Annotated in this window: 29 protein-coding genes; 19 read left to right on the plus strand and 10 right to left on the minus strand. The window is 71.9% G+C overall.

Features of this window, described 5'->3' with window-relative positions; genetic code table 11:
- Window positions 1-35 precede the first annotated feature (35 nt).
- Together AC3DEV_RS01720 and AC3DEV_RS01725 are read right to left on the minus strand one after the other, a co-directional pair.
- Window positions 36-518 carry an RrF2 family transcriptional regulator gene (locus AC3DEV_RS01720; RefSeq protein WP_154830557.1) on the minus strand — a complete coding sequence of 161 codons (483 nt, stop codon included), beginning with the start codon at window positions 516-518 and terminating at the stop codon, window positions 36-38.
- 46 nt (window positions 519-564) lie between these two features.
- Window positions 565-1,506 (minus strand): sulfite exporter TauE/SafE family protein, encoded by a 942-nt coding sequence (locus tag AC3DEV_RS01725; protein ID WP_488371235.1) that lies wholly within the window; start codon window positions 1,504-1,506, stop codon window positions 565-567.
- A gap of 248 nt (window positions 1,507-1,754) precedes the next feature.
- Here AC3DEV_RS01725 and AC3DEV_RS01730 point away from each other — a divergent pair, with 248 nt between their 5' ends.
- Window positions 1,755-1,970 (plus strand): hypothetical protein, encoded by a 216-nt coding sequence (locus tag AC3DEV_RS01730; RefSeq protein WP_488371111.1) that lies wholly within the window; start codon window positions 1,755-1,757, stop codon window positions 1,968-1,970.
- Window positions 1,971-2,013: 43 nt separating this feature from the next.
- The gene (locus tag AC3DEV_RS01735; RefSeq protein ID WP_488371112.1) at window positions 2,014-2,841 is read left to right on the plus strand and encodes a 3'(2'),5'-bisphosphate nucleotidase CysQ; all 828 of its coding nucleotides are present in this window, start codon (window positions 2,014-2,016) and stop codon (window positions 2,839-2,841) included.
- Window positions 2,842-2,893: 52 nt separating this feature from the next.
- On the opposite strand, the gene AC3DEV_RS01740 is transcribed toward AC3DEV_RS01735, so the two are convergent.
- Entirely contained in the window at window positions 2,894-4,018 is a 1,125-nt protein-coding gene (locus AC3DEV_RS01740) for an NAD-dependent epimerase/dehydratase family protein (RefSeq protein WP_488371113.1), read from the minus strand.
- Window positions 4,019-4,214: 196 nt separating this feature from the next.
- Entirely contained in the window at window positions 4,215-4,610 is a 396-nt protein-coding gene (locus AC3DEV_RS01745; protein WP_119192591.1) for a hypothetical protein, read from the minus strand.
- A 168-nt stretch (window positions 4,611-4,778) separates the two neighbouring features.
- Here AC3DEV_RS01745 and AC3DEV_RS01750 point away from each other — a divergent pair, with 168 nt between their 5' ends.
- The 6 genes from AC3DEV_RS01750 to rfbD all read left to right on the plus strand — a co-directional run bounded on the left by AC3DEV_RS01750 (window position 4,779) and on the right by rfbD (window position 10,892).
- A complete protein-coding gene (locus AC3DEV_RS01750) occupies window positions 4,779-5,852 on the plus strand; it encodes a YihY/virulence factor BrkB family protein (RefSeq protein ID WP_182636011.1) in 1,074 nt (357 codons plus the stop codon).
- A 78-nt stretch (window positions 5,853-5,930) separates the two neighbouring features.
- The gene (locus AC3DEV_RS01755; RefSeq protein ID WP_488371114.1) at window positions 5,931-6,989 is read left to right on the plus strand and encodes a YihY/virulence factor BrkB family protein; all 1,059 of its coding nucleotides are present in this window, start codon (window positions 5,931-5,933) and stop codon (window positions 6,987-6,989) included.
- A 28-nt stretch (window positions 6,990-7,017) separates the two neighbouring features.
- Window positions 7,018-7,971 (plus strand): hypothetical protein, encoded by a 954-nt coding sequence (locus AC3DEV_RS01760; protein WP_488371115.1) that lies wholly within the window; start codon window positions 7,018-7,020, stop codon window positions 7,969-7,971.
- A gap of 10 nt (window positions 7,972-7,981) precedes the next feature.
- Complete coding sequence (rfbB, locus tag AC3DEV_RS01765) at window positions 7,982-9,031, plus strand: dTDP-glucose 4,6-dehydratase (RefSeq protein ID WP_488371116.1); 1,050 nt, start codon at window positions 7,982-7,984, stop codon at window positions 9,029-9,031.
- Window positions 9,028-9,909, plus strand: a complete 882-nt coding sequence (gene rfbA, locus AC3DEV_RS01770; protein ID WP_488371117.1) for a glucose-1-phosphate thymidylyltransferase RfbA — start codon at window positions 9,028-9,030, stop codon at window positions 9,907-9,909. The genes rfbB and rfbA overlap by 4 nt, the downstream gene beginning before the upstream one ends.
- Window positions 9,906-10,892 carry a dTDP-4-dehydrorhamnose reductase gene (rfbD, locus tag AC3DEV_RS01775; protein WP_488371118.1) on the plus strand — a complete coding sequence of 329 codons (987 nt, stop codon included), beginning with the start codon at window positions 9,906-9,908 and terminating at the stop codon, window positions 10,890-10,892. Before rfbA ends, rfbD begins: the two co-directional genes overlap by 4 nt.
- 588 nt (window positions 10,893-11,480) lie before the next feature.
- On the opposite strand, the gene AC3DEV_RS01780 is transcribed toward rfbD, so the two are convergent.
- The gene (locus AC3DEV_RS01780; protein WP_488371119.1) at window positions 11,481-12,308 is read right to left on the minus strand and encodes an oxygenase MpaB family protein; all 828 of its coding nucleotides are present in this window, start codon (window positions 12,306-12,308) and stop codon (window positions 11,481-11,483) included.
- 249 nt (window positions 12,309-12,557) lie between these two features.
- On the opposite strand from AC3DEV_RS01780, the gene AC3DEV_RS01785 reads away from it, so the two are divergent.
- The 6 genes from AC3DEV_RS01785 to AC3DEV_RS01810 all read left to right on the plus strand — a co-directional run bounded on the left by AC3DEV_RS01785 (window position 12,558) and on the right by AC3DEV_RS01810 (window position 16,353).
- A complete protein-coding gene (locus AC3DEV_RS01785) occupies window positions 12,558-13,364 on the plus strand; it encodes an SDR family oxidoreductase (RefSeq protein WP_082923945.1) in 807 nt (268 codons plus the stop codon).
- A gap of 20 nt (window positions 13,365-13,384) precedes the next feature.
- A complete protein-coding gene (locus tag AC3DEV_RS01790) occupies window positions 13,385-13,936 on the plus strand; it encodes an LpqN/LpqT family lipoprotein (protein ID WP_067716929.1) in 552 nt (183 codons plus the stop codon).
- Between the two features lie 64 nt (window positions 13,937-14,000).
- Window positions 14,001-14,660: a dTDP-4-dehydrorhamnose 3,5-epimerase gene (gene rfbC / locus AC3DEV_RS01795; RefSeq protein ID WP_488371120.1), complete on the plus strand. Its 660-nt coding sequence runs from the start codon at window positions 14,001-14,003 to the stop codon at window positions 14,658-14,660.
- Between the two features lie 55 nt (window positions 14,661-14,715).
- Entirely contained in the window at window positions 14,716-14,850 is a 135-nt protein-coding gene (locus AC3DEV_RS01800; protein ID WP_325770247.1) for a hypothetical protein, read from the plus strand.
- 174 nt (window positions 14,851-15,024) lie between these two features.
- Complete coding sequence (locus AC3DEV_RS01805) at window positions 15,025-15,801, plus strand: enoyl-CoA hydratase (protein WP_182635517.1); 777 nt, start codon at window positions 15,025-15,027, stop codon at window positions 15,799-15,801.
- 27 nt (window positions 15,802-15,828) lie between these two features.
- Entirely contained in the window at window positions 15,829-16,353 is a 525-nt protein-coding gene (locus AC3DEV_RS01810) for an arsenate reductase/protein-tyrosine-phosphatase family protein (RefSeq protein ID WP_488371121.1), read from the plus strand.
- Between the two features lie 72 nt (window positions 16,354-16,425).
- On the opposite strand, the gene AC3DEV_RS01815 is transcribed toward AC3DEV_RS01810, so the two are convergent.
- Entirely contained in the window at window positions 16,426-16,587 is a 162-nt protein-coding gene (locus AC3DEV_RS01815; RefSeq protein WP_167457827.1) for a hypothetical protein, read from the minus strand.
- A 39-nt stretch (window positions 16,588-16,626) separates the two neighbouring features.
- Here AC3DEV_RS01815 and AC3DEV_RS01820 point away from each other — a divergent pair, with 39 nt between their 5' ends.
- The gene (locus tag AC3DEV_RS01820; protein ID WP_120284207.1) at window positions 16,627-16,977 is read left to right on the plus strand and encodes a DUF4229 domain-containing protein; all 351 of its coding nucleotides are present in this window, start codon (window positions 16,627-16,629) and stop codon (window positions 16,975-16,977) included.
- A gap of 108 nt (window positions 16,978-17,085) precedes the next feature.
- On the opposite strand, the gene AC3DEV_RS01825 is transcribed toward AC3DEV_RS01820, so the two are convergent.
- The 4 genes from AC3DEV_RS01825 to AC3DEV_RS01840 all read right to left on the minus strand — a co-directional run bounded on the left by AC3DEV_RS01825 (window position 17,086) and on the right by AC3DEV_RS01840 (window position 21,394).
- Window positions 17,086-17,949, minus strand: a complete 864-nt coding sequence (locus AC3DEV_RS01825) for a hypothetical protein (RefSeq protein ID WP_488371122.1) — start codon at window positions 17,947-17,949, stop codon at window positions 17,086-17,088.
- A 93-nt stretch (window positions 17,950-18,042) separates the two neighbouring features.
- Window positions 18,043-19,593 carry an FtsX-like permease family protein gene (locus AC3DEV_RS01830; protein ID WP_488371123.1) on the minus strand — a complete coding sequence of 517 codons (1,551 nt, stop codon included), beginning with the start codon at window positions 19,591-19,593 and terminating at the stop codon, window positions 18,043-18,045.
- Window positions 19,590-20,642, minus strand: coding sequence for an ABC transporter permease (locus AC3DEV_RS01835; RefSeq protein WP_488371124.1), 1,053 nt, complete (start codon window positions 20,640-20,642; stop codon window positions 19,590-19,592). The genes AC3DEV_RS01830 and AC3DEV_RS01835 overlap by 4 nt, the downstream gene beginning before the upstream one ends.
- Window positions 20,639-21,394: an ABC transporter ATP-binding protein gene (locus tag AC3DEV_RS01840; protein ID WP_488371125.1), complete on the minus strand. Its 756-nt coding sequence runs from the start codon at window positions 21,392-21,394 to the stop codon at window positions 20,639-20,641. Before AC3DEV_RS01840 ends, AC3DEV_RS01835 begins: the two co-directional genes overlap by 4 nt.
- 174 nt (window positions 21,395-21,568) lie before the next feature.
- On the opposite strand from AC3DEV_RS01840, the gene AC3DEV_RS01845 reads away from it, so the two are divergent.
- The 4 genes from AC3DEV_RS01845 (at window position 21,569) to AC3DEV_RS01860 (ending at window position 26,007) form a co-directional block, all read left to right on the plus strand.
- On the plus strand, window positions 21,569-22,615 hold the full coding sequence (locus AC3DEV_RS01845; RefSeq protein ID WP_488371126.1) for a hypothetical protein: 1,047 nt from the start codon (window positions 21,569-21,571) through the stop codon (window positions 22,613-22,615).
- A 135-nt stretch (window positions 22,616-22,750) separates the two neighbouring features.
- Entirely contained in the window at window positions 22,751-23,590 is an 840-nt protein-coding gene (locus AC3DEV_RS01850; protein WP_488371127.1) for a hypothetical protein, read from the plus strand.
- Window positions 23,591-23,877: 287 nt separating this feature from the next.
- Window positions 23,878-25,227, plus strand: coding sequence for a hypothetical protein (locus AC3DEV_RS01855; RefSeq protein ID WP_488371128.1), 1,350 nt, complete (start codon window positions 23,878-23,880; stop codon window positions 25,225-25,227).
- Window positions 25,228-25,377: 150 nt separating this feature from the next.
- Window positions 25,378-26,007: a hypothetical protein gene (locus tag AC3DEV_RS01860; RefSeq protein WP_488371129.1), complete on the plus strand. Its 630-nt coding sequence runs from the start codon at window positions 25,378-25,380 to the stop codon at window positions 26,005-26,007.
- The last annotated feature ends 142 nt before the right edge of the window (window positions 26,008-26,149 follow it).

Consider the following 26,149-nt stretch of genomic DNA (forward strand, 5'->3'; position numbering starts at 1 on the left):
ACGGGAGCGGAGCGGGTGGCGGAACCGGCCTCCCGTCAGCGGGGCTCCCACGCGTCGGTGTCGAGGGTCAACTCGTGGACCTCGCCCGGCAGGTGCCCGGCGGCCAGGTCGGCGATCGTCACGGCGTCCATCACCCGGCGCAGGGCCGCGCGCGAGGCGATCCACACGTGCTGCAGGATCGCGGCGCGATCGTTGTAGACCACCGCCTCCGGGCGGACGTCGTAGACGCTCACCAAGGGACCGTCGACCGCCCGCAGGACATCGGCGACCGAGATGTCCCCCGCCTCCCGGCCGAGGAACCATCCGCCCGTCTTGCCCCGGCGACTGGTGACGATCCCGGCCCGCCGCAGGTCCGACAGGATCGCCTGGAGGAACCCGTGCGGGATGTCCTGCCGCCGCCCCAGTTCTTCGGCGCTCAGCGGATTGTCGCGGGGATCGTCGTCGGGGCTGGCGAGCTGTGCCGCCGCGAGTTCGACGAGTGCGCGCAACGCATAGTCGGACTTGGCGGTGACCCTCATGCCGACAGTCTCCCAGAGCGGCCGCCTCACCGGGCGTCGGCCCGGATCAGGCCTGCGCCGGAGCGGATTCGGCGGCCGCGGCAGGGGCGGGGCCGGCCGGGTCGATGCCGGCCTCGTCGTCGTCGCCGCCGGAGGCCTTCCGCTCGGCGAGCACGGCCCACGTGACCAGGCCGATCCACACGGCGACCAGCGCCAACAGGATCGGGGTGGTCGCCGACGAGGGCACCTCGGCCCACACCAGCAGGGTGCGGGAGTTGGTGACGACGATCAGGCCGCCGGCTGCCGTGCCGAGCACCCGGGCGGGCAGGTGCTTGACGAGCCACGCCGCGAGCGGTGCGACGAGCACACCTCCCACCAGCAGCGCCAGCGCGTAGCCCCAGTTGATACCGGCGGCGCCCAGGCCCACGAGGAAGCCGAGCGATCCGCCGACGGCCACCACGAACTCGGAGGTGTCGATGGAGCCCACGACCTTGCGCGGTTCGACCCGGCCCGAGGACAGCAGCGACGTGGTGCCGACCGGGCCCCACCCTCCTCCGCCGAGGGAGTCGAGGGTGCCGCCGACCAGTCCGAGCGGGACGAGGAACCCGGTGCGGACCCGCCCGCGGAACTCGGGGCGACGGCCGCCGAGTGCGAGGAACCGGTACAGGACGTACAGGCCCAGGCTGAGCAGGATCGCCCCCACGACGGGCTTGGCGACGTCGGCGGGGAGGCTGGACAGCAGGGTGGCACCGGCGAACGCTCCGATCGCGCCCGGCACCGCGAGGATGCGCACGATCCGCCAGTCGACGTTGCCGAGTCGGTGGTGGGAGACGCCGGAGGCGAGGGTGGTGCCGATCTCTGCGAAGTGCACGGACGCCGATGCGGCGGCGGGCGCGATACCGGCCGCGACCAGCAGCGTCGTGGACGTGACGCCGTAGGCCATGCCCAGGGAGCCGTCGATGAGTTGGGCGATGGCGCCGACGACGCCGAGCACGATGATTGTCTTCACGAGCATCCCTCGAATAGTGAATCGATTAAGTCGATCAGTACAGTAGACATAAGGTCGGCGCATTGTCTAGACCGACCTGTCTATAGGGCGTCGGGCCGTTACCGGTCATGCGTCCAGGAGGCGGTCGGGCGTCACGGAGGCAGGGTGCCGATCCCGGTGATGTTCTCGCTGTCTAGTAGTAAAAATTTATGACACAATAGCGATCTACGGCCGGCTGGAGGTTGGCGCAGTTTCTCTCGGGGGGAACGATGAACGAGGTCGGAAAGCGGCAGTGCTACGTCGAGGAAACAACCGACGGCGCGGTCTGGGGCTGCCACCGCTGCGCCGCCCGCAGCGGTGTCCTGCCGTCCCGGGGTGCGGCCCGGGTCGCGGCCGACGCGCACCGGTGTCCGGACGAGCCCGCCCGCGTCGTCCGCCAGTACGGGAGTGGCCGGCGCCGGGGGCTGCGGTCGCGCCGACGGTAGGCGTTCCGCGCCGCGCCCGGAGTGCGCCTCCTAGGCTGGGGGCATGACCGCCGCCACACGTACCCCGGACCAGCAACTCGCCGTCGACCTCGCCATCGAGGCCGGGAGACTGCTGGTGGACCTGCGCTCCTCCGGCCCCACCGGACGGGAGCTCGGCGTCATCGGCGACCGCCGCGCCAACACGCTGCTCCTTGAACGGCTCGCCGCCGCCCGCCCGGACGACGCGGTCCTGTCGGAGGAGTCCGCCGACGATCTCGCCCGGGTGGACGCCGACCGCGTGTGGATCATCGACCCCGTCGACGGCACCCGCGAGTACGGCCTCGGCGACCGGCCGGACTGGGCCGTCCACGTCGCCCTGTGGGAGCGCGCGGGGGACCCGGCGTTGTCGCGACTCACCGCCGCGGCGGTCGGGCTCCCGGCGCTCGGAGTGGTGTCGGGGGTCGACGACGACGAGGTCTACGCCGCACCCGTGGGCAACGGCGGGGTCGACGGGGGTGGCCTTCTTCCCCCGCGAACGGGCTCCCGACCGCGGATCGTCCTCTCGGCCTCCCGTCCGCCTCGATTCGCGGATGCGGTCGCCGAGGCGGTGGGCGGGGATCTCGTGCCGCTGGGGTCGGCCGGGGCCAAGACGGCGGCCGTCGTCCGCGGTGAGGCGGACGCCTACATCCACGCCGGCGGGCAATACCAGTGGGACTCCGCGGCGCCGGCCGGGGTGGCGTTGGCCCGTGGGTTCGTCGCGGTGCGGATCGACGGCACCCCGCTGGAGTACAACGTGTCCGACACCTACCTGCCGGACCTCGTCGTGTGCCGCGCCGACCTGGCGGACGCGATCCTCGGTGCGATCGCGGACGAGGGCGCCGCGAACCGCTAGTCACGACGCGGCGGGCCTGTGCGGACGGTCGTCAACGGCGGGCCCGCGTCTGTCAGGGGAGGCGCCTGACGTCGACGGGGCCGCCGCGGCGCAGTGAGGCCAGCGCGTCCCGCAGGGTCCGCGGGCGCAGGGGCGGGGACGTCCCGGCCCGTCCGGCGGCGATGGCGTCGACGATCTCGCGCAGGGCCTCGTCGGCCGCGACCGTGGGGTGCCAGCCGAGCTCCGCGCGGGCCCGGGTGGTGTGCATGAGTGGGACGCCGAACGCGAGGTCCACCCAGCCGATGCTGAGCGGCTGGAGGCGGAGCAGCCAGCTGACGTGCACCAACCTCCGCAGGATCCCGAACGGGAGCCCGACCGGAACGGCACCGAGCTCGCGGGCGATCATGTCGCGCGTGACGGGCGGTTCGGCCGCGATGTTGAACGCGCCCTGCGCGCCGGTCGTGGCCGCGGCGGCGAGTGCCGAGGCCATGTCGTCGCCGTGGACCAGGGGGACCGTGAGGCGACGGTCCACGGGCAGGACCGGCAGGGCCCGGATCAGCCGCAGGGGCGCGAGAGCGGGGCTGAAGTACCGGGCGAGTCCCGACGCCGCCTCGGCGTGGACGATGAACGCGGCACGCATCCGGGCGATGGTGGGCGTGCCCGGGTGCTCGCGTTCGTGCTGGTCGAGCAGGTGCTCGGCGGCGGTCTTGTGGTGGTTGTAGGCGGCGGTCGGAACGCCACCCAGCTCGGCGCCCTCACTGACGCGGGTGTCCACGGACACCCCGGGGCCGCCGTCGGACACCGGGGCGTAGGCGCCCACGGAGGACTGGTGCACGAGATGCGGCACTCCCGCCAGACGGCAGGCGTTGACGACCGCGGCGGTCCCCCCGACGCCCAGTCGGCGGTGGTGGTCGACGTCGCGGGTCGGTTGGAAGCCCCAGGCCAGGTGGATCACCGCGTCCGCGCCGCGGAAGACCTCCACCAGGTCCTCCGCGCGGGCGTACGACAGGTCCACCCGATGCCACCGCGCGCCGTCGTAGGGCGGCGTGGCCGGGGGGATCCGGCGGCACAGTCCCACCACGTCGTGCCCGTCGGAGAGCAGACGCCGCACGAGCGGGGTGCCGACGTTGCCGCTGGCACCGGTGACGACTATCCGCATCCGGCGGGCCGGGGTATCGGATTCCGGGTTCTGCGTCATCGCACCATGGTCGGCGACCCGCGTGGGCCGCGCATCCGGTCCGGGGTGCGTGTGGCAGGTGTCCGCGCATGTGCCGGGAACGCGAGCGGCCCGGCCCCGCGTGCTGCGGGACCGGGCCGTCGCGCCGGCAGGGCCGGGTGCCGTAGCGCCGGCAGGGCCGGGCGCCGTGGGGGCTCGTGCCCGCCGGCGGGGGAGGCTACCGGTCGGTGACCAGTGCGCCGGCGATGGCGGCCATGAACGCGTCCTTGGCCAGGGACATGCCCTCCTGGCTGGGGCGGATGCCGTCGGCCTCGGTCATGGTGGGGTTGCGGAAGTACATCGCGAGCAGGCCGGCGGAGAAGACGCCGAGGGCGGCGCCGGCGATCTGGCGGGGCACGACCGGGGTGAGGAGGGCGGCGCCGATGCCGATCTCGGAGTAGGCGACGAACTTGCCGAAGGAATCGGGATCCATGTTGTTCACGGCGGGCACTCCCGTCGCGGCGAAGCCCTGTAGACCCTGGGCGGCCTCGGTCGGCATGCCGCGCTTGCTCAGGCCGGAGTTGAGGACGAAGGCCCCGGTGACTCCACGGAGGATGGCGTTGGACAGACTCACTGTGTTTCTCCCTCTGGTGCGGTGACGGTCGACGAAATCGAAGTTGTTGATACGACACTTTGGTGACGTGACATCAAAGAGGGTAACGCACAGAGCGGCGTCCGTAATCCCGCGGGGGGACGGCCGGGCCGGATGCGGGGGAGGCCCGGTGGTGGAAAGGTGCTTGGTATGAGTACGAGCAGCCGCGACATCACCGACAAGCCCCACACGGATGCCGACCCCGACACCGGCAAGCCCGAGTCGCCCACCAAGCTCACCGGCGGAGCCTGGAAAGTCGGCCTCAAACGCGCCGCAGGGGAGTTCTCCAAGGACAACTGCACCGACCTCGCGGCGTCGCTCACCTACTTCGCCGTTCTCTCGTTGTTCCCGGCGCTTCTCGCCGTGGTCTCGCTGCTCGGTGTGTTCGGCCAGGGGCAGGCCACGGTCGACGCGGTGATGGGCCTCGTCGAGGGTTCGGTACCGGAGCAGACCCTCAACGAACTCCGCGGGCCGATCGAGGGACTGGTCAACACTCCGGCCGCCGGGATCGCCCTGATCACCGGTATTCTCGGCGCGCTCTGGACGGCCTCCGGATACGTGGGCGCCTTCGGTCGCGCCATGAACCGCATCTACGAGGTCGAGGAGGGGCGCCCCTTCTGGAAGCTCAAGCCGCTGATGATCCTTCTCACCGCCGTGCTGCTGATCCTGGTCGCCCTGGCCGGCGTGATGTTGGTCGTCAGCGGGCCGATCGCCGAGTGGGTGGGGGATCTCATCGGTCTCGGCTCGACGGCGGTCACCGTCTGGGGCATCGCCAAGTGGCCGGCGCTGGTCCTCGTCGTCGTCGTCATCCTGGCGGTCCTCTACGGGTTCGCCCCCAACGTGAAGCAGCCCAAGTTCCGCTGGATCTCGCTCGGCGCGGTGGTCGCGCTGGTGGTGTGGGGCCTCGCGACCGTCGGCTTCTTCTTTTACGTGTCCAACTTCGGCAGCTACAACGCGACCTACGGTTCGCTGGCCGGCGTCATCGTCTTCCTGCTCTGGCTGTGGATCACCAACAACGCCTTCCTGTTCGGTGCCGAGGTGGACGCCGAGATGGAGCGCGCCCGTGAGCTCCAGGCGGGCATGCACGCCGAGGAGACCATCCAGCTCCCGCCGCGCGACACCACCGCGAGCGACAAGGCGGCCGAGAAGCAGCAGAAGGCCATCGACGAGGCTGCAGACGTCCGACGCGAGGCCCAGGTCGACCAGGCCCGCCACCGCGACTGACGCCCGCCCGGCCCCGACGGATCAGCCAGTGGGCGCGGCGTCCGCCCCATGCCCCGCCCGGGAGGTCACAATCAGTGCATGAGCACTTCTGGCGGGCCCGTCGCGACCATCCGCAGACGGTTGCGAACGGTGCGGATGGTGTTCACGAGGTCGGTGTCGGAGTTCCTGCGTGATCGGGGCCCGGACCTCGCGGGGTCGCTGACCTTCTACGGGGTGCTCTCGCTGTTCCCCGCGGTCCTGGTCGTGGTGTCGCTGCTGGGCGTGTTCGGCCAGGGCGACCGGACGGTCGACGCGGTCATGGACATGCTCTCGGACGTCGCCCCGCCGGAGATCCTGGACCCGGTGCGCGGGCCGATCGAAACGCTGGTGACCACGCCCGCCGCCGGGACCGCGCTCATCGTCGGAACGGTGGTCGCCCTGGCGTCGGCCTCGCGGTACGTCTGGGCGCTCGGTCGGGCGATCAACGCGGTCTTCGGAGTGGAGGAGGGGCGCCCGCTGTGGCGGCTGCTGCCCTCCGCGGTGATCCTCACGGCTCTGCTCATTCTTCTCGTGGCGGTCGGCGGCCTCGCGCTGGTGTTCACCGGGCCGGTGGCGGAGACGGTCGGCGGATGGATCGGGCTGGGGGACACGGCCCTGGCGACGTGGGAGATCGCCAAGTGGCCGGCCGGGCTGGTCTCGGCGATCCTCGCACTGGCATTCCTCTACCGGTTCGCGCCGAACGTCACGGAGCGCAAGCTCGGCTGGGTCTCGCTCGGGGCGGTGGCGGCCCTGGCGATCATCGGGGTGGCTACGGCGGGTTTCGACTTCTTCGTCTCCCGGTTCGGCAACTTCAACGAGGTCTACGGTTCGCTCGCCGGCGTGATCATGTTCCTGCTGTGGTTGTGGCTGGTCAACATGGCAGTGGTGTACGGCGCTCGCCTGGACGCGGAGGTACTGCGGGTGCGGCAGTTGCGCGCCGGGATCCCCGCGGAGGAGGCGGTCCGGGTGACCCCGCGCGACAACTCGGCCTTTGAGGCGCACAACCGACGCCGCGCCAAGATGCTCGCCGCGTACCGCGAGCTGCGGCGTGAGGACGCCGACTCCCGAGCCGTAGACGCCGAGCCTGCCGACACCGAGCTCGCCGACGCGCAGAAGTAGCGCGCGGGAGGGAGGTAGGGTGCCGGCAGTGTCTGATCGAGACCGAGACCCCGGACCGAAACCCGCAGAGGGCGTGCCGGGGGGCCCCGCCTCCGGCACGCGACCGGAGATCTGGCGGCTGGACCACCCGCAGTACGGCAGGCTCGAGTTCGCTGTCGGCCGATCCGACGAGGTGCACGCGGTCGACCCCGGTTACCCCCTCCGGCGCAAACCCGAGGGGGAGACGGCAGGGTCCTCGCCACTGCAGAGCCCTGCCTGCGCGCTCCTGAGGGACGGGGTGACGGTGGCCAGGGCGCGGCAGATCAGTGACACGAAGCTCTCGCTCGACGCGGACCCGCCCGAGCCGGGCGAGCACAGCACCGCGATCCCGACCCGGACGGGTCCGCGGGTGCACGTACGGACCAGCATCACGGACACCGCCGTGCGGCAGGTGGTCTTCCGCGAGGGCAGGGACGTCGTCCACTTCGATCCGCCGCCGGGGTCGGCGGCCGAGGCGCGGCAGGACGCGATCGCGGCCTCGCCGTGGAAGCGCGTGGCCTATCCCGTCGCGGCCGGTCTGGGCCGGTCCGGGTGGTCCATCGCCGTGCTCGTCCTACTGCCGCTGATCGGCCGGGTCCTCGAACCGGTCGTCGAGTGGATCCTCGAGCGGCTCCCGGACATCGACCTCCCGTGGCCGGACATCTCCCTGCCGAGCATTCCGTGGCCCGGCATCTCCCTGCCGTCGATTCCGTTGCCCGAGGTCACGGTGCCGGGGTGGGTCGAGTTCCTGCTCGAGTACAGCAAGGTGTGGGTACCGACGGTGGCGGGTGTGGCGATCGCGGTGCTGGCGGTGCGCCACTCACGGCGTTCGAGGGAGATCAAGCGACGGTGGGGCGCAAGCGAGCACAGTAAGCCCGCCGACTATTGGCGGCCTGGAAACCAGCGACAAGGCGATGAGGAGATGGGCGACAAGCGGCCAGACGGAGAGCGGTCCGGGCGGTAGGGTTGCGCCCATGCGCCTCGTCGTCACCGGGGGAGCCGGGTTCATCGGCGCCAACTTCGTCCACACCGCGGTCCGCGAGGACCCGGACGCCCATGTCACAGTGCTGGACTCGATGACCTACGCCGCTAACCGCGCCAGCCTGGACGGACTGCTTGGCGAGCGGGTGGAGCTGGTCGAGGCGGACTGCGCGGACCCGGTGGTCACCGACCGGCTGGTCTCCGAGCTGACGGGGCCGGACGACGCCGTGGTGCACTTCGCCGCGGAGAGCCACAACGACAATTCGCTGGCCACCCCCTGGCCCTTCCTGCACTCCAACATCGTTGGCACCTACGCCGTGCTCGAGGCGTGCCGACGGCACGACGTCCGTCTGCACCACGTGTCGACGGACGAGGTGTACGGGGACCTGCAGCTCGATGATCCGGCCAAATTCACCCCGGACACGGCGTACAACCCGTCGAGCCCGTATTCGGCCACCAAGGCCGGGGCGGACATGCTCGTGCGCGCGTGGGTCCGCAGTTTCGGGGTGCGGGCCACCATCAGCAACTGCTCGAACAACTACGGGCCGTTCCAGCACGTTGAGAAGTTCATCCCGCGTCAGATCACCAACATCCTCGACGGTCGCCGGCCCCGCCTCTACGGCAGTGGGGCCAATGTGAGGGATTGGATCCATGTCGACGACCACAACGCGGCGGTCCTGCGCATCCTGGCCGCGGGGGAGCCGGGCAGGACGTACCTCATCGGCGCGGACGGCGAGCACTCGAACCTGCAGGTGATGCAGATGATCTGCGACCTCATGGGGGTCGCGGGCAGAAGCGGAAACGGGGCCGGCACCGGAGGAGATCCCGGATTCGACCACGTCACCGACCGGCCGGGCCACGACCTGCGGTATGCCATCGACGCCACCGCCACCCGGGAGGAGCTGGGCTGGGAGCCGAGGCACACCGATCTGCGCGAGGGCCTGCGGCAGACGATCGAGTGGTACGCCGACCACCGCGACTGGTGGGAGCCGGTCAAGGAGCGCGTCGAGGCGAAGTACGCGCGGACGGAGACGGTGCTGTGAAGGGCATCGTCCTGGCCGGCGGCAGCGGCACCCGGTTGAGCCCGCTCACCCTGGCGACGAGCAAGCAGTTGATGCCGGTCTACGACAAGCCGATGATTTACTACCCGCTGTCCACGCTCATGCTGGCGGGGATCCGCGACATCCTCATCATCACGACCCCTCAGGACGCTCCGCAGTTCCGCCGGTTGCTGGGCGACGGCAGCCAGTTCGGCATCGCCCTGAGCTACGTCGAGCAGGCGACGCCGGAGGGGCTGGCGCAGGCGTTCGTGCTGGGTGCCGAGCACATCGGCGACGAGTCGGTGGCCCTCATCCTGGGCGACAACCTCTTCTACGGGCCGGGGATGGGTACACAGTTGCGCCGCTTCGCCGAGCTCGACGGCGGCGCCGTCTTCGCCTACCGGGTATCGAATCCGAGTGCCTACGGGGTGATCGACTTCGACGCCGACGGCCGCGCGATCAGCCTGGAGGAGAAGCCCGAGAACCCGTCCTCCGACTTCGCCGTCCCCGGACTCTACTTCTATAGTGCCGACGTGGTCGACGTGGCGCGCGGGCTCGCCAAGTCCGCCCGGGGTGAGTACGAGATCACCGACATCAACCGTCACTACCTGCGCGAGGGCCGACTGCAGGTGGAGGTGCTGCCGCGGGGCACGGCGTGGTTGGACACGGGTACGCACGGCTCGCTGCTCGACGCGGGCACCTACGTCCGCACGATCGAGGACCGGCAGGGCCTGAAGATCGGTTGCCCGGAGGAGGTGGCATGGCGGATGGGATATATCGACGACGACGAGCTCACCGTCCGCGCCCATGACCTGCGCAAATCGGGGTACGGCCTGTACCTCCTGGACATTCTGCGCCGCGAGAAGGGGCGCAGCCTGTGACCGCCGGCCGGTGGCCGCGGATCCTCGCGACGGGCGGCCGCGGACAGCTCGGGCACTACCTGGACAGGCAATCGAGGCGTCAGCTCGGCGGTGGCGCGGTCGCGGTGGGCCGCGACGAGCTCGACCTCACCGACCCGGCCTCGATCGCCTCCGCCCTGGACCGTCACGCACCGGAGGTCGTGATCAACGCGGCCGCGTACACCAACGTCGACGGCGCGGAGGCCGACGAGGCCACCGCGCACGCGGTCAACGCCGACGGCGTGGAATCGCTGGCCGTGGCGTGCCGCGACCGCGGGATCCGGCTGGTCCACATCAGCACCGACTACGTCTTCTCGGGCGAGGTCCCCGGCGGGGGTGACCCGGCCACCGCTCCGGCGCTCGAGCCGCACGACCCGACCGCGCCGGTGACCGCGTACGGGCGCACCAAACTCGCGGGGGAACGGGCGGCGCTGGCGGTGTACCCCGAGACGACGATCGTCCGCACCGCGTGGGTGTACACCGGCCCCGTGCGCCACGGGCAGGGGCTGCGCGGCTCGGACTTCGTCGACACCATGGTCCGCCTCGAGCGCGAGCGGGACACGCTCTCGGTGGTGGACGACCAGTGGGGTTCGCCCACTTACACGGCGCCGCTGGCCGATCAACTGCTCGGCCTCGTCGGCGGGGAGGCCTGGGGCGAGTTCGACGCGCGGGGCCTGACCCTGCACCTGGCAGGGGGAGGCCGCGCGACGTGGTTCGACCTCGCCCGGGCGGTGTTCACGTGGTTCGGGGCGGATCCCGAGCGGGTGCGACCCTGCACCAGTGAGGAGTTCGCGCGCCCCGCCCCGAGGCCGGCCTTCTCCGTGCTCTCCGATGCCTCGTGGCGTGCCGTCGGGCTGGAGCCGATGGACGACTGGACGCAGGATCTCGTCCGCGCGATCGCCCACGAGGGCTGGATCGCCCAGCGACAGCGGGAGCGGGGCGACCTCGCGGGACCCGGGTCGTGAACCGGACACGCCGCGGAGTGCTCGCGGCCGGGAGCGCCGCGGTGGCGGCCGCCGCCGTCGCCGCGCTCGCCCTCGCCGCGCGGGGCGCGTTCTTGCTGTAGCCGCGCGCCGACGAACCCGTCCGCACCGGCGCCGTGGTGTTGCTCGCCGACGGCGACCACGGTCGCCACCTGTACGCCCGGGACCTCGTGGAGGCCGGGTATGCCGACACGCTGCTCGTGAGCAGCCCCGGCGGCAACTCCGAGACGGTGGCCCGGCGCCTGTGCGCCGGGATCGCCCGACCTGCGGGCGCCGAGGTCGTGTGGTTCTCGCCCGACCCGCGCACCCCCCGGGGCGAGGCTCAGACGGTCGCATCGATCGCGCGGGTGGTAGCGGATCCCGGATTTTGCCAACCGGCCCCACACCCTGCGCGCGAGGACGTTGATGCGCCCCGCCACCGTACTGGACGTGCGGTTGGTGCCCGTCGAACAGTTCGACCGCGCGATGCTGCCGGTTCATCTGGTGTGGCAGTCCGCCGGATAGATTAAGGGCCGCGTCAACGGCCACGGGTTACCCCGGGCGGCCCGGGTGTTCCGCGCGAAGCGGGACTCAGGCGGTCCGGGCCTGTATCGCCGACGGGGCCGCGATGGGCGACCGGGTCGTGAGCCGCGGCGAGGACAGGCCCTGGTGCGCCTTGGTAATCCGCCCGAACACGGCCGTGCGGTCGATCGGCCGGTGCGGGAGATCCAGCGCGCGGCGTACCTCCGACGGCACCAGGCTCGCCGCGGCGTCCACGACCGTGGTGCACGACCTGTGCGCGATCACCGAGTTCTCCGCGACCCCTGGGCAGGCGCGGGCGTCCTCCCGGAGCTTCCTCGCGGCGCGGCGACCGGCATCGGTGGGCCGGGCGCGGCCGCGGGACCTGCGCAGGAGCTGCTCGAGTTCCCGGACGGTCGAGGGGAAGCTGCGGGCACCGTGGAGCCGCGCGAGGCCCGCCCATTGGTAGACGTACCGGTCGGATTCGGCGGGGGACAGGGGACGCCCCGAGAAGCGCTGGAAGGCGACGAGCAGGGCCCACGTCATGGCGGCCTGCGACCACTCGATCAGCCCGGGGTCGGAGCCGTAGAAGTAGTCGCCGTACTCCGTGGTGCCGGAGAACGAATTGTGGTCACGGCGGGCGTGCTCGATGGTCACCATTGCGTCATCGACCGTGCCGAACGTCGAGATCTCCACGAGGTCGTGCAGGTAGTCGTCCATCGTCCACGGCTTGGCGTCCGCACCGCACGCGACCATCACGGCGGAGTAGGCGGGGTCGGCGGCGAGCATGAGCAGACCGGTCGTGATGCCGATCGGGGTGGACACGTCGCCGTGGACCCGCCAGATGGGATCGCTCGCCGTGAACCACCGCGGGCCCGGGATATCGAGGATCGAGCACACGGGTGAGTCCGCGCCAGCGCGTGGAATTAGTGGTGACATGCACACACCCCGGGGTAGTGGAGCCGCCCGAGGGGGCGGCCGGATGGGACCTGTCACGAACTCTAGCGCCCGGCGGCGCCGTAGTGAAGGAAAGCCGGAGGGTCCGCTGAGGAGATGCCGTGAGGCCCCGGCGCGGCCTGGCACACCGACATGGCCTCTAGGCTGGGCGACGCACGCCAGACGCATTCCGACCCTCGCAAGGAGACGGCTGTGACCGCTACCCCCCTGCCCGCCCCCCGGACCGGCCCCGTCGTCCCGGACCGCTTCGCCGGCCGCACCGCGCTCGTCACCGGCGCGAGCCGCGGGATCGGCCTGGGCATCGCCCGTCGCCTGCTCGCGGAGGGCGCGTCGGTGGTCATCACGGCGCGCGGCCAGGAGGGGCTCGACGACGCCGTCGCCGATCTCGGCACACCGGAGCGGGTGCTGGCGGTGGCGGGCAAGAGCGACGACGAGGACCACCAGCGTGAGGTCGTGGCCCGGGCCGAAGAGTCGTTCGGGCCCATCGACCTGCTGGTCAACAACACCGGGATCAACCCGGCATTCGGCCGCACGGTGGACATCGACCTCGCCGCGGCCCGCAAGATCACTGAGGTCAACGCCCTCGGCACCCTGTCCTGGACGCAGAAGGTCTACCACTCGGGCCTCGGCGAGCGCGGCGGCGCCGTCGTCAACATCGCCTCCATCGCCGGCCTGGCACCGTCGCCGGGGATCGGCTGGTACGGCGCCACCAAGGCGTTGGTCATGCGGCTGACCCAGGAGCTCGCCGTAGAGGTCGGACCCGCCGTGCGCGTCAACGCCGTCGCCCCGGGCGTGGTCAAGACCAGGTTCGCCGAGGCGCTGTACTCCGGCCGCGAGGAGGCCATGTCCGCGGCGCTGCCGGCCGGGCGACTGGGGGTGCCCGACGACATCGCCGGTCCCGTGGCTTTCCTGCTGTCCGATGACGCGCACTGGATGACCGGGCAGACCCTCGTCGTCGACGGTGGCGCGCACATCGTCGGCGCGGGACTACAGGGCTGACGGGGCGCGGGGACCCGGACATGACCTCTATCCAGGAGTACTGCGCGTCGACCGGTCGCATTCTCGAGGCGAGCCCACCGATGGCCGTGGCCGCACAGCCGCTGACCTGGGTGGACAGCCCGCCGTGGCAGCGCATCGAATCGCCCGAGCCGTCCGCGGTGATCTATGTGGACCCGGGTGCGCACCGTGACGGGTTCTCACCCAACGCGGTGGCCACCTGCGCCCGTGTCGCGCCCGCGATGGACACCGAGCAGGCGGTCGAGATGATCGTCGCCACCGCCGACGCACTGCCCGACTGGACACTGCTCGAGCAGGTCGCCGGTGAAGGGGACGAGTCCGCCGGCGCCGTCCGCAGCGTCTACCGCTACCTGCGGGGCATGTACACGGCCGAGCCGGGCCGGATGGCGACCTCGAGTCTGATCGTGGGATGGAGCGACGACGAGGCCACCTACATCTTCCAGTTCGTCGTCACCGGCTGGGACGAGGACGCCTCCGTCCACGACGACGCCATGGGCTGCCTGCTGATCGGCGAGTGGACGGCAGCGCAGATCGTGGACGCCATGCGCGGCTAGGGTGGTCGTGACCCGGGCGCCGGGGGCGACCGGGATCGATAGACAACGGGAAGGCGGGACCGGAGTGCAACTACGCGAGCTCAGCGTGTCGGGGGCGTGGGAGATCACCCCCCGGCAGATCTCTGACGACCGCGGGGTGTTCCACGAGGCGTTCACCGACGAGACCTTCCGTCGGATGACCGGCCACCGTTTCGATCTCGCGCAGGTCAACGCGTCGGTCTCGGGGGAGGGGGTCCTGCGCGGCCTGCACTTCGCCGAGGTCCCGCCCGGTCAGGCCAAGTACGTGCTGTGCCCGTCCGGCACGGTCTTCGACGTGGTCGTGGACGTCCGCGTGGGCTCGCCGACCTTCGGCGAGTGGGCCGGGGTCATCCTGGACTCCGTGGAGCAGCGGGCGATCTACATCCCCGAGGGCGTGGCGCACGGCTTCCTGGCCCTCGAGCCGCAATCCACGGTGATGTACTTCTGTTCGGAGGGCTGGCGGCCCGGGGCCGAGCACGTCATCGACGCCTTCGATCCCAAGATCGCGATCGACTGGCCCGGATCGGCCCTCGACGGCACCTCGATCGAGCACGTCATGAGCGAGCGCGACCGCGACGCCCCGAGCCTGCTCGACGTCGCCGCCGCGGGCCGGCTCCCGCAGTGGGAGGAGTGTCAGGCGCACGTCGAACGACTGCGTGAGGCCACGCCCAGGGTCGACGCCGAGTGGCGGCCGGACGAGAACTGACATACCCTTACGGGTATACCCCCTAGGGTATGACGTCGGATCTGAGGAGATTCTTATGTGTTACCCCGTCACCTGCCCCGTCTGCGGCAAGACCACGTGGGACGGCTGCGGTCAGCATGTCGACCAGGTGAAGGACACCGTCCCCGCCGAGCAGTGGTGCGACGGCACGCACCAGGCCGCCGCGAACTGACCCGGTCCGGTCCGGGCCGGGCCGGGCCCGGCCCGGGGCCCGGGGTGACCAGAGGGGAGCCCCACGCCCCTCGCCACGCCCCGGTGGGGGCGCCCCGGCCCCGTCCCTGCCCGTCGACGGGCGCCGCGGGGTAGAACCAGGGGAGGCTAGCCCCTCATCCCCTCCGGAGGCCCCATGAGCACCCCCTTCGTCCTCGTCGAGCGCAGCGGCCCGATCGCCCGCGTCACACTCGATCGGCCCGAGCGTCGCAACCCGCTCTCCCTGCAGATGATGCGGGAGGCGACGGCGGCGATCCGCGACCTCGGTGACGACCCCGACTGCGGGGTCGTCGTGCTCACCGGGTCCGGCCCCGCGCTGTCCGCCGGGCACGAGATCAGTGAAATGGTCGACCGCACCCTCACGCAGGAGCGCGAGGTCTTCACCACGTGCGTGCAGCTCATGGAGACCATCCAGGCGATCCGGCAGCCGGTCATCGCCGAGGTGCAGGGCCACGCGATCGCCGCCGGCTGTCAGCTCGTCGCCACCTGCGATCTGGCCGTGGCGGTCGACACCGCGCGTTTCGGCACCCCGGGCGTGAAGATCGGCCTGTTCTGCTCGACCCCCATGGTGGCGGTCTCCCGCTCTATCGGCCGTAAGCGGGCCATGCAGATGCTGCTGACCGGTGAGACGATCGACGCCGCCACCGCGGTGGACTGGGGGCTGATCAACGAGGCGGTGCCCGAGGACCACCTGCGTTCCCGGGTCGATGAGCTGGCGCTGCAGATCGCCGACTCCAGCCCGCTGACGTTGGAGATCGGCAAGCAGGCCTTCTACCGGCAGATCGATCTGCCCCAGGACGAGGCGTACCGGGAGATGGCCGAGACCATGGCCACCAACGCCGTCACCTGCGACGCCCAGGAGGGCATGTCCGCGTTCCTCGAGAAGCGCGCCCCGCAGTGGCGCGGGGAGTGACGCGCAGCGCGCACTAGGATCGTCGCCATGGCGATCTCGGTGATGACGGTGTGTACGGGCAACATGTGTCGGTCGCCGCTGGCCGAGCGTCTGTTGGCCGCGCGAGCCATGGCAGCCGGACTCGATGTGTCGGTCGACTCCGCGGGGACGCGGGCGGCCAATGGCGTGGAGATCCACCGCGAGACCCTGCGGGTGCTGCAGGGGCACGGTGGAGACGGCGGGGGCTTCGCGTCGCGACTGCTCACAGCTCGGCTGCTGACAGGACGCGACCTCGTCCTCACCGCGACCCGGGCGCACCGCGATGCCGTGCAGGAACTGGCGCCGTTGCTGTGGAAGAAGACCTACACGATCCTGGAGGCCGACCGGCTCGCCGACTCCGACGAGTCCGTCACGCTCGCGGGTCTGTCGCGGGCGAGGTTGGGTATCGACACCGACGATCCCGCGCTCGACGTGGAGGATCCGATCGGCCGGGAGCCGGAGGTGTTCGACCGCACGGGGGCGCAGATCAGCGACGCCGTGGACTCCATCGTCCGCCTGCTGTCACGCAGCTGACCCGGCCGACGAGACCTGTCCGGGCAGGGCTGCATCGGGCAGGGCTGCGCCGGGACCCGTGCGCTGCCGACGTCAGGGGTCCAGCGGTTTGCGACGGTCCAGATCCCGTAGGAAATCAGGGTCGTCGTCCGGGGCGATCACCCGTGGGGGAGCCGGCCGTGACCCGGGCCCGAAGGCCCGCCACAGCAGGATCGCCACGGTCACCACTCCGATGAGTGCGAACAGCCAGATCACTCGAACCTCCTTCCCGCCACGATACGTATCCTGGGGACCATGAGCGAGCGAGACGAGACAACACACCCCGCGGAGGGGACGGCCAGCCCGGCGGCCACACCGGAGGGGTCCGCGCCCGGCGCGCGACTGGCCCGCAACATGGTCGTCTACACCGTCGTCCGACTTCTCCTGGTGGTGGCGTTGACGCTGCTCATCATCGGGATCGGCAGCCTGGCGGGTGTGCAGGTCCCCGTGCTCGTCGCCGCGATCATCTCTGTGTTGATCGCGTTGCCCCTGTCGATGGTGCTGTTCAGCCGGATGCGCGCGCAGATCAACTCCGATATCGCGGCGGTCGACGCCGGACGACGGGAGAAGCGCGAGGACCTGCGCCGTCGGATGAACGAGGCCTGACGCTCGTCGCACCAGGCCGGCGCGCGGTGTCCGGCCGGAGTTCACGCCCGGCCGGAGTTCATGCCCGGCCCGAGTGCACACCCGGTCGGAGGGCATGCCCTCGGAAGGTCAGCCCTGCGGGCCGCCCGGCCAGAACGACCCGGGCCAGCGGAATGCGGGGAGCCCCACTGACGTCCCCGACTCGGTGGGGGTCTGCGACGCGGTGGGGCCGACCGACCCCGACGGGGCGGCGGACATCACGGATGTCAGCGGGCCCGGCTGCGGTTCCTGCGGCGCCTCGTTCACGGTGGGCACCGTCGTCGGCTGCTCGGACGAGCCGGTCCCCGTGGGGGTGGTGTCGCCGGGTTCGGTGGTGCCGGGAGTGCTGGTCCCGGGAGTGGTCGGATCCGTCACGACGGGCTCGGTACCGCCCGGCTCGGTCGTGGGCGGCGTCGTGGGCGCGGTGGGCGACGTCCCGTCGGTCGGGCTCGTCGGGGTATCCGGATCGTCCGTGTCGGGATCCTCGGTGCCCGGCTCATCCGGATTCTCGGTCCTCTCCCCGTCGCCGAGGAGCTCCTGATCATCCTCGAACCCGATATCGGTTCGCGGCTGGGCGGGCGTCCACTGTTCGCCCGTCGTCTCGACGGGTGCGGTCTCGCTGGGAGGCGCGTAGGTGCCGGCCTCCTCGTCGGGTACGTACAGTGCCCCGGGAGCGGGCTGGACCCCGATGTAGTACCTGCTCAGGCAGTGATCGGTGACGTTCTGCGATCCGTCGGTGAAGATGGTGAGGCCGGGCGTCCCGCCGTCGGCCTCGGTCGCACATCGCGCGATGAACTTCCCGGGCTGCTCGTCACGCTCGGTGGTGGTCGGCGACGTGATCTCCGTCGCGGACGCAGAGCGCGGAGCCTCGGAGAGCACCTGTGGCTCCGGCTGCGCGCAGGACGCGGCCACCAGCGCTGTTGCGCCGGCGGCGAGGAGCACCCGAGTTCTCATAACGATAGTGTCTCAGTTCTGTCAAAGGATGGCTACCGGACGGACGGGGTGGAATCTTTTTCACCCCGGAGGACGGTCGGGAAGCGCGAGCATCTAGTCCGACGCGACCCGGGATCGGACCGCCCCGACGGAGGCGACGGCGGCGGCGAGGACAGCCGCGAGGACGCCCCCGAACCCCACCTTCACCAGATCGGCCACGGGTACACCATCGTTACCGACCCCACCGAGGTCACTGAAGATGCCTCCCGCGCCGGAACCGGTCCCCGTGAGCGCGGCCGCCCCGGCCGTGCCGAAGGCCGCCCCCAGCAGCACGCCCAGGGCTGCGGCGCAGGCGGCCACCAACGCGGTCTCGAGGACAAGCATGAGCCACACGCCGAAGCGGGTGACCCCGACGCCTCTGAGCAGGGTGATCTCCCGGGTCCGTTCCCGGACCGCCAGCGTGAGCGTGTTGGCGACCCCCACCAGGGCCAGTGCGACCGCCACCGCCAGCAACAACGAGCTGGAGGTGAGGACGGTCCGGACAGAGGTGGCGATCTGCTCGCGGGAGGCGAAGCTCTCGGTCACGGCCGCATCGGGCGCGGCGTCCACGACGGCGGAACGCACGCCCTGCAGTGCCGACTCGAGTCGCTGACCGGCCAGGGAGTCATCCATGCGCAGCCAGACCTCGGTGCGTGGGACGAACTGGGTGGGCACCTCCACGCCCTCCGGCCACGGGGACCCGTCGGGCAACTGCGCCACGGGCCAGGCGGGCACGCTCCCGGGCGCGGCCAGGGCCCACTGATCGCTCGTCCGACGCACGACCAGGTCGCGACCGTCGTCGTCGGAGAAGAAGGTGAACCGGACGGTCTCGCCGTCGCGGGCACCGGCGGCCACGGGGGAGGACTCCGGGAGCACGATCTCCCCGGGCCCGGGCAATACGACGTCGCGGCGCATCACGTCGCCGACCCGCTCCGGGTCGGCGACCCTGAGGACCGTGCGCTTTCCCCTGGGGCCCTCCGCGTACATGTCGGTCACGACCAGGGACTCGTCCACGCCCGGGAGCTCCGCCAGCGTCCCCGGCAGTCCCTCGGGCAGGGTGTCGCCGCTCGATGCGGTCACGGCGATGTCCAGCGGGACGCGGTCGACGAGCCTGGCCTGGATAGCCGGTCCGAGCAGGGCGATGCCGGTCACCATCGTCGCGGTGAGAGTCACGCCCACCAGTACGGCCGCCGAGGTGGCGGCGGTGCGGCGCGGACTGCGGGCGATGTTCCGAGCGCCGAGCAGACCCACCGGGCCGAGCAGCACTCCCACCACGCTGCCGAGCGCCCCGAGCAGGGTGGGCAGGGCACCGGCGACGACGGCCAGGATCCCCAGGAACGCGAGAACGCCCCACGCGCCGGCCTCGACGACGGCCCCCGCCTCGACGACCGCCGACATCGAGTGCCAGCCGAAGGCGCCCACCACGGCACCCACCGCGACCATAGCCAGCCGCCGCCACCACGGGTCGGGCCGTACATCGGCCGGGCGCAGCGCCTCCAGTGGGCTGCCGGAGGTGGCGCGCCACAGGGGCGGGAGAGCGGTGACGAGGGTGACGCCCACGCCCACCGCGGCGGCGAGCAGATAGGCGGATCCGGGGACGCTGACCTCCTGCAGGGGAATCGTCACGCCGAGTCGGGGGGCCTCCCGGGCCGCGAGTGAGACCGCGAACCGACCCAACGCCAACCCCGCGGCGGTCGCCACGGCGCCGACGACCAGGCTTCGGCCATCCCGGACAGTCGCAACTGCAGCCGCGAGGCGCCCAGGCAGCGCAACAGTGCCGTCTCCCGGACGCGCGCGGCGAACACCACCGCGAAGGTCGTGCCGATGACCAGGGCGGCCACCGCGACGGCCAGCACGGTGAAGGCCAGCAGGGCCCGGGTGTAGACGTCGCGGCTGCCGATGAAGGACTCCGCGAGAGCGTCCGCCTCGGCCGCGCCGGTGGACACCTCGACGGCGGACGTGCCCGGGATCCGGTCCAGGCGCTGCTCGATCTCCGCCGCCAGCGCCTCGTCCGACACCGTGCCGTCGCCGGCCACACGGATATCGCCCCCGGCCCCGTTCGGCGCCCACTGCTGTACCTGCTCGTCGACGGTGTAGAGGGGGAACGCCGAGTTCATGTCCGGTTGCCCTGCAAGGTCGAACAGCCCCACCACCGTGACGGGGACGGGATCACCGGCGCCGCTCGGCAGCACCTCGAACGTGGCGCCCAGCGGGAGGTCCGCGTCACTGCGGATCGCCACCTCACCGGGAGCGGCGGGGAGCCGCCCGTCGGCCAGCGGTTGCCAGCGCAGACCGTCGTCGGTGGCGAGCGCCGTCGTCGTCGTCACCTGTTGGGCGCGTCCCTCGGCGCGGACCCGCACGTAGGTCTGGGCGTCCACGGTGACGGCCCGCACCCCGGGGGTGGCGGCGATGGCCCCCAGGCCGAGCCGCTGGGCCTCGGCCGCTTCCTCGCGCGCGGCGTCGGTGCCGGCGGAGGTGCGGTCGCCGAGGTTCTGCACGAGCACGGCGGTGCCCGAGTACCGCATCCCGAAGGTCGCGTCGGCGCTGGCGGTCATCGTGCGTAGTACGCCCACCGAGGCCAGGACGAAGCCGACGGCCACGGCGATCGCCAGGATGGTGCCGAGGTAGCGGCCCGCGTGTGCGCGCAGCTGACCCAGGACCAGGTGGGGGCTCACGCGGTGGCCGGCCGGCGGCCGGTGAGCGAGCGCATGGCCGTGTGGACGGCCTCGGGGGTGGGGGAGGGTACCTCGTCGGCGATCCGTCCGTCCGCCAGTACCACCACGGTGTCGGTGTGGGCGGCGGCGTGCGCGTCGTGGGTGACCATGACGACGGTCTGGCCGGCCTCGCGGACACACGCGCCGAGCAGTCCCAGCACCGACTCGCCGGACTCGGAGTCGAGGTTGCCGGTCGGCTCGTCGGCGAACACCACGTCCGGGCGCGGCAGGAGGGCGCGGGCGATGGCCACCCGCTGCTGCTGGCCGCCGGACAGTTCGTGCGGGCGCCGCTTCAGCAGGTCGCCGATCCCGAGCTCGCCGACCAGCGAGTCGAGGCGCGACCGGTCCGGGCGACGCAGCGCCATCCGCACGGGGAGCGCGATGTTCTCGCGTACCGAGAGCGCCGGCACGAGGTTGAAGGACTGGAACACGAAGCCCACCCGGGTGCGTCGCAGCCGGGTACGTCCCGCGTCACCCAGGCGGGTGATCTCGGTCGATCCGATCGATACCGTGCCGTGGTCGGGCGTGTCCAGGCCGGCCAGGCAGTGCATGAGGGTGGATTTGCCGCTGCCTGACGGGCCCATGACCGCGGTCCAGCGCCCCTTGTCGATCGCCACGTCCACGCCGTCCAGTGCGCGTACCTTCACCCGCCCGTGGGAATAGGTCGTGCGCAGGCCGTGGGCCCGGATCGCGATCTCGGGGGGTGGGGTCACGTGGGTCCTTCCGTCGCGGCGTGGCGTCCGGAGGTGAGTGTAGGGACCCCGGTTGTGGAGACCCGGTCCGACACGACACCGCACCTGTGGCCCATGTGACTGATGTGACGTATGGTACCTGTGTGACTGGGCTGGACCCGGTCGTGCCCAGCTCCCGGACGACAAGGTGACCTCATGTTCCAGCGACGCTCGCACCGCACCGCCCCCCGTGCCCGTTCCCTCGCCCTCGGCGGCGCCCTGGCCGCGCTCGCCGTGGTCGGTGGTGGCACCGTCGCCGCGGTGGGCGCGCCCGCCGCCGTCGACGCCGGCGACATCCAGCTGACCCAGAACGCGACCGGCCAGGCCGGTGCGCAGGAGCTCCCGCTCGGCACGGCGGTCAACCTCGACCTCGAGCCCGTCGTCGCCCAGGCCGCCGGCGGCACCATCCCGCCCGGGACGACGGTGCAGGTCACCGGCCTGCCCGACGGTCTGGCCCAGAACGGCTGGGTCATCTCCGGCACGCCCACCCGCGCGGGCGAGTACGAGGTGCTCGTCACCGTCTCCAACTCGGGGATCTCGCAGTCGGAGAAGGTCGCCATCACCGTCACCGACGGCGCGGGTGCCCCGTCGGAGGACGAGGAGGCGACGACGAGCCCGGCCATCACGAGCCCGGCCGCAACCACGGCGACCACCACGGACGAGACCGCGACGACCGCCAGGCAGTCCGACCCCACACTCTCGGCGGTCCCCGGTGATCCGACCGCCGAGGACGACACCCTCGCCGGCGATGAGGGTGACGGAACGGGCGCCGGCGACGGTGAGACGACCGGGGACGACGACGAGGTCGGCGCCACCCCGGATCTGTGCGCGGTCGTCGGGGACGGGCAGATGGACGGTGCCTCGCTGGCTCAGCTGCTGCCCCTGGTGACCGGTGGCGACGACGCCGAATCGGCCGGACTCGTGATGGTTCTGCTCAACACGGTCGTCAACCTGCTCCCGTCCGTGCTCGGCGAGGGCGGGTCGGTCGAGAGCCTCGGCTCGGTGGGCCAGATCCTCTGCACGATCTCTCCGTCGCTGCTCGGCGGCCTGGCCGGTGGAGAGACCGCCACGGGCGGGGCGACGACCACTGCGGGCGGCGATGCCACCACGGACGGGGCGACGACCGGTGCGGCTGTTCCGGGCGACGGCCCCGCCGCGCTGCTGGGTCTGCTCACGACCGGCGCGGGCAGCCTCGGGCAGTGACCCTCCCCGCGCCCCCGGGCAATGTCCCCACGGGGCGCGGGTCGGGGCGATAGAGTCCCCCTGTCGACCTCGGGCGGCCCGGAGGGGCGCAGTGGCTCGATTACGTACGTCGCCGTCGAAGAGGGTCCATCACACATGTTCACCCGCAAGGTCGTCACCGCCTCCGCCGCCGCACTCACGCTGGTCGCCCTGTCCGTCCCCGTCGTCAACGCGCAGGACGACGACGCCCTCCCCGGTGAGACCGCGTCCGGCAGCATCTCGCTCGGCAGCCTCGAGGGGGGCGACGCCGACGCGGCCAGCCTCGCCGGAGGGTCCGAAAGCGCCTCGGGCGACGCCTCCGGCGAGGGGGTCGACGGCGAGGACGGAACCGACGGCGAGGGTGCCGACGCGGGCTCTCTCGGTGGCGGTTCGCCGGGAAGTCTCGAGTCCGGCAGCCTCGACTCCGCCAGTGGGGACGACACGAGCGTCGGCGACCTGGTGCCCGAGACCGACGCGGCCTGCGAGCTGCCCGCCCTGGGCGGTTCGGTCGCCAAGTTCTCTCCGCTGCTGGGGATCGACGGCGTCCCCACCGGCGTCATGGATCTGATCACCTCGGCTCTGGATTCCTTCCCGAACCTGCTCGACGTAGTCGCGGGGGAGGGGCGCGGGTCGGCGCTGGTCGGCGAGGCCGGCTCGCTCAGCGAGGGCCTGTGCACGCTGGTCTTCGGCGGCGAGATGGTCCCGCCGCCGGTCACGGTGATCGTCGACGGTGACGGCAATCCTGTCAGCACGGTCACCGGCACGGCCACCGCCAGCTCCACCACGTCCGCCCCGGCCACCACCACGACTTCCGTCGACGACGCTGGAACCGGAACTTCGATCGCCGCCTCCGACGACGCGAGCACCGACGGTGCGAACCGGGACGGTGTCGACTCGGACGACGCGGATGCCGGTGAGGCGGCGCTCGCGACCTCCGTCCCGGTCCCCGGCGCCTGACCCCGCCTCTCGGTCTCCTGCGGCCCGGCCCCGACACGGGGGCCGGGCCGCGGTGATTTTCCCGCGGCCGTCTCCTTGTGGCGCTGCTCATGCCGAAGCGATGAGCGCGGATCCACGTGCGCGAATATACCCAGGGGGTGTGTTACTGGTGTGGCCCATGAGAACTACGTGACTTATGTGACAGGAGTAGACAGTTGGTATGCATGTGGTTAGAGTGGCACTCGTAATGGTCTGCCCTCCCGTTCCGCGGAGTGAGCGATCTGAACCCCTCCGGAAGGAACCAGCCGATGCGTGCTCGCCTCGCCCGTCCTCGTCGTATCGTCCGGGGTCGCCTTGCCGCCCCCGTCGCAGCCGCAGCAGCGGTCGCGCTCGTGGGCGGAATGGTCATCGCCGCTCCCGATGCGCCCACCGTCCGCAACGACATCCAGACCGTCGCCGTGGCCGCCCCCTCGTTCGACGCCGGGGCGGAGTTCTCCTTCAACGCAGGAGCGCTCGTCCAGGCCACTCAGTCGACCGGGTTCGTCGTCGAGGACGTCACCGGGCTTCCGGAAGGGCTGGAGTACGACGGCAACGGTGGCATCTCGGGCACTGTGACCACTCCGGGCGTGTACACCATCCAGGTGACCGGGCGTGGCATTGGCGGAGTCGTCACGATTCCCGTCACCCTGACGATCAACAACGCCGACGGCTCCGCGCCGACCGGCGTCTCAGGTGAGAGAACGGCCGCCGTGGACGGCAGCCTCGGCGGCGAGGCGCAGGCCGGTGGCCAGATCACCACGGGCTCCGACGGTACGGACGCGATCCTCGGCGCCGTGGCGGGCATCGTCTCCTCCCTCGGCGGCGACGCCGGTTCCGTTGCCGAGCTCGCCGCCGGCTCGACGGGACAGGGCGGGGTCACCCCCGAGAACCCGAACGCCCCGGATGCGCCGACCGGCCCGCTCGGCAGCGCGGCCAACGGTGAGCTCGGCCTCGGCAGCCTGTCGAACGGCGCGCCGGGGACCCCGGGGATGCCGGACACTGACACCGACACCGACACGCCCACCAACGGTTCGCTCGGTGCCCCGGGCTCCACCACCGAGGGCGAGGTCAGCGGTGACGCCACCGGCGGCCTGGACACCCAGAGCCTGGGCCCGCTGGCCCCGCTCGGTTCGCTGATCGACTCGGACGCCCAGACCGGCTCGACCACCGACGGCGACACCGAGACCACCGGATCCACGATCCCCGGATCCACCACCACCGGCGGAACCCAGACCGGCGCCGAGATGGTCACCGGTGGGGACCTGACCGGCGGTGGCGAGATCACCGTCCCGGGTTCGTCCTTCCCCGCGGACACCGGTTCCCTCGGGGCGCTGGCCCCCGGGCTGGCACTGACGGGCGCCGCCCTCCTCGGCATCGCCGGTCTCAGCCTCGCGCTGGGCGGCGGCTCCTCGATCCCGGGCTCGACCGCGATCCTGCCCGCCCTCCCCGGTTCGACCACCACGGGCGGCACCACCACCGGCGGATCGAGCGACACCGGCAACGGTGGCTCCTCCGGGTCGGTCGCCCCGACCGTGGCCGCCGGTGCGCCGACCGTCGCCGCCGGCGCCCCGAACAGGGTCCAGGCCCCCGGGCCGACGGTCGCCAACGGTCGCGGCTGATCGACAGACTCCCGGCGGCCGGGTAGGTCGCCGGTGACCACCTCCACCCCGGGGTCGTCTCACTTCGTGAGATGGCCCCGGGGTGTGGTGCGTTCCTAGGTTCCCTTGGGACGGTCACGATCTCGCGACGTCATCCAACGAAAGGCGTATATGCGTATCTCCCGTCCTGTCGTCGCCTCCTCCCGCGCACTCGCCGCAATGGCCGCGGTCGGGGTCGCGTGCGGCCAGACGGAGGCGCCCGACCACACGCCCCTGGTGGTCGAGGCCACCGACGTTGCACCCGCGGCCCTGCCGTCCCTGACGCTGCGCGTCGGCGAGTACATGGAGCGGCGGGTCAGCGACTACGTCACCCCGCCCCCCGGCGCCTCGATCCAGTTCCGAGGCCTGCCCCCCGGGTTGACCTACGATCCGGCCACCACCGCGATCAGGGGCACCCCCACCGTCGCGGGCGTGTACGAGCCCGTGGCGACCGCCTTCATCTTCGGGGTACCGGTACGCACCGAGACGACCACGGTCACCGTCACCGGCGGTGCGGGCGGGACCACCGGCGGTACCGGTGTCGGCGGCGCCCCGGCACCGCGTCCCGCCCCGGCCCCGGCTCCGGCGCCCGTGGCCGCGCCGGTGGCCCCTCCGGCCCCCGGCACGATCACCATCGCCGATATCGACACGCTGCCGGTGCCCGAGCAGGTCAAGGACGCCCTCCGCGGTGCCGCCCTGGCCCTCAACAACGGGATCCAGTCCGCCTGGAACGCCGTGCCCGAGGGCTCACTCGGCAAGTAGCCACCCGGCGCTCAGCACATTCGGCACTCAGTACATCCGGCAGGTAGTCCGCACGTACATCGACGGCGGCCGGTCCCCGAGGTGGGGGCCGGCCGCCGTCGTCTGTACCGCGCCGGGTGCGGGGGGCTCGTCGCCGGGCCTC

The organism is Dietzia sp. IBK-p2-15D (assembly GCF_057773105.1).

Excerpts from the sequence above, each read along its gene's own strand:
- AC3DEV_RS01810 (WP_488371121.1), top strand. The coding sequence starts at position 15,829 with ATGGCGATCTCGGTGATGACGGTGTGTACGGGCAACATGTGTCGGTCG.
- AC3DEV_RS01855 (WP_488371128.1), top strand. The coding sequence starts at position 23,878 with ATGCGTGCTCGCCTCGCCCGTCCTCGTCGTATCGTCCGGGGTCGCCTT.
- AC3DEV_RS01735 (WP_488371112.1), top strand. The coding sequence starts at position 2,014 with ATGACCGCCGCCACACGTACCCCGGACCAGCAACTCGCCGTCGACCTC.
- AC3DEV_RS01750 (WP_182636011.1), top strand. The coding sequence starts at position 4,779 with ATGAGTACGAGCAGCCGCGACATCACCGACAAGCCCCACACGGATGCC.
- AC3DEV_RS01730 (WP_488371111.1), top strand. The coding sequence starts at position 1,755 with ATGAACGAGGTCGGAAAGCGGCAGTGCTACGTCGAGGAAACAACCGAC.
- AC3DEV_RS01845 (WP_488371126.1), top strand. The coding sequence starts at position 21,569 with ATGTTCCAGCGACGCTCGCACCGCACCGCCCCCCGTGCCCGTTCCCTC.
- AC3DEV_RS01850 (WP_488371127.1), top strand. The coding sequence starts at position 22,751 with ATGTTCACCCGCAAGGTCGTCACCGCCTCCGCCGCCGCACTCACGCTG.
- AC3DEV_RS01755 (WP_488371114.1), top strand. The coding sequence starts at position 5,931 with ATGAGCACTTCTGGCGGGCCCGTCGCGACCATCCGCAGACGGTTGCGA.
- AC3DEV_RS01805 (WP_182635517.1), top strand. The coding sequence starts at position 15,025 with ATGAGCACCCCCTTCGTCCTCGTCGAGCGCAGCGGCCCGATCGCCCGC.
- AC3DEV_RS01740 (WP_488371113.1), bottom strand. The coding sequence starts at position 4,018 with ATGACGCAGAACCCGGAATCCGATACCCCGGCCCGCCGGATGCGGATA.
- AC3DEV_RS01825 (WP_488371122.1), bottom strand. The coding sequence starts at position 17,949 with ATGAGAACTCGGGTGCTCCTCGCCGCCGGCGCAACAGCGCTGGTGGCC.
- AC3DEV_RS01860 (WP_488371129.1), top strand. The coding sequence starts at position 25,378 with ATGCGTATCTCCCGTCCTGTCGTCGCCTCCTCCCGCGCACTCGCCGCA.
- AC3DEV_RS01790 (WP_067716929.1), top strand. The coding sequence starts at position 13,385 with ATGACCTCTATCCAGGAGTACTGCGCGTCGACCGGTCGCATTCTCGAG.
- AC3DEV_RS01820 (WP_120284207.1), top strand. The coding sequence starts at position 16,627 with ATGAGCGAGCGAGACGAGACAACACACCCCGCGGAGGGGACGGCCAGC.
- AC3DEV_RS01720 (WP_154830557.1), bottom strand. The coding sequence starts at position 518 with ATGAGGGTCACCGCCAAGTCCGACTATGCGTTGCGCGCACTCGTCGAA.
- AC3DEV_RS01800 (WP_325770247.1), top strand. The coding sequence starts at position 14,716 with ATGTGTTACCCCGTCACCTGCCCCGTCTGCGGCAAGACCACGTGGGAC.
- rfbB (WP_488371116.1), top strand. The coding sequence starts at position 7,982 with ATGCGCCTCGTCGTCACCGGGGGAGCCGGGTTCATCGGCGCCAACTTC.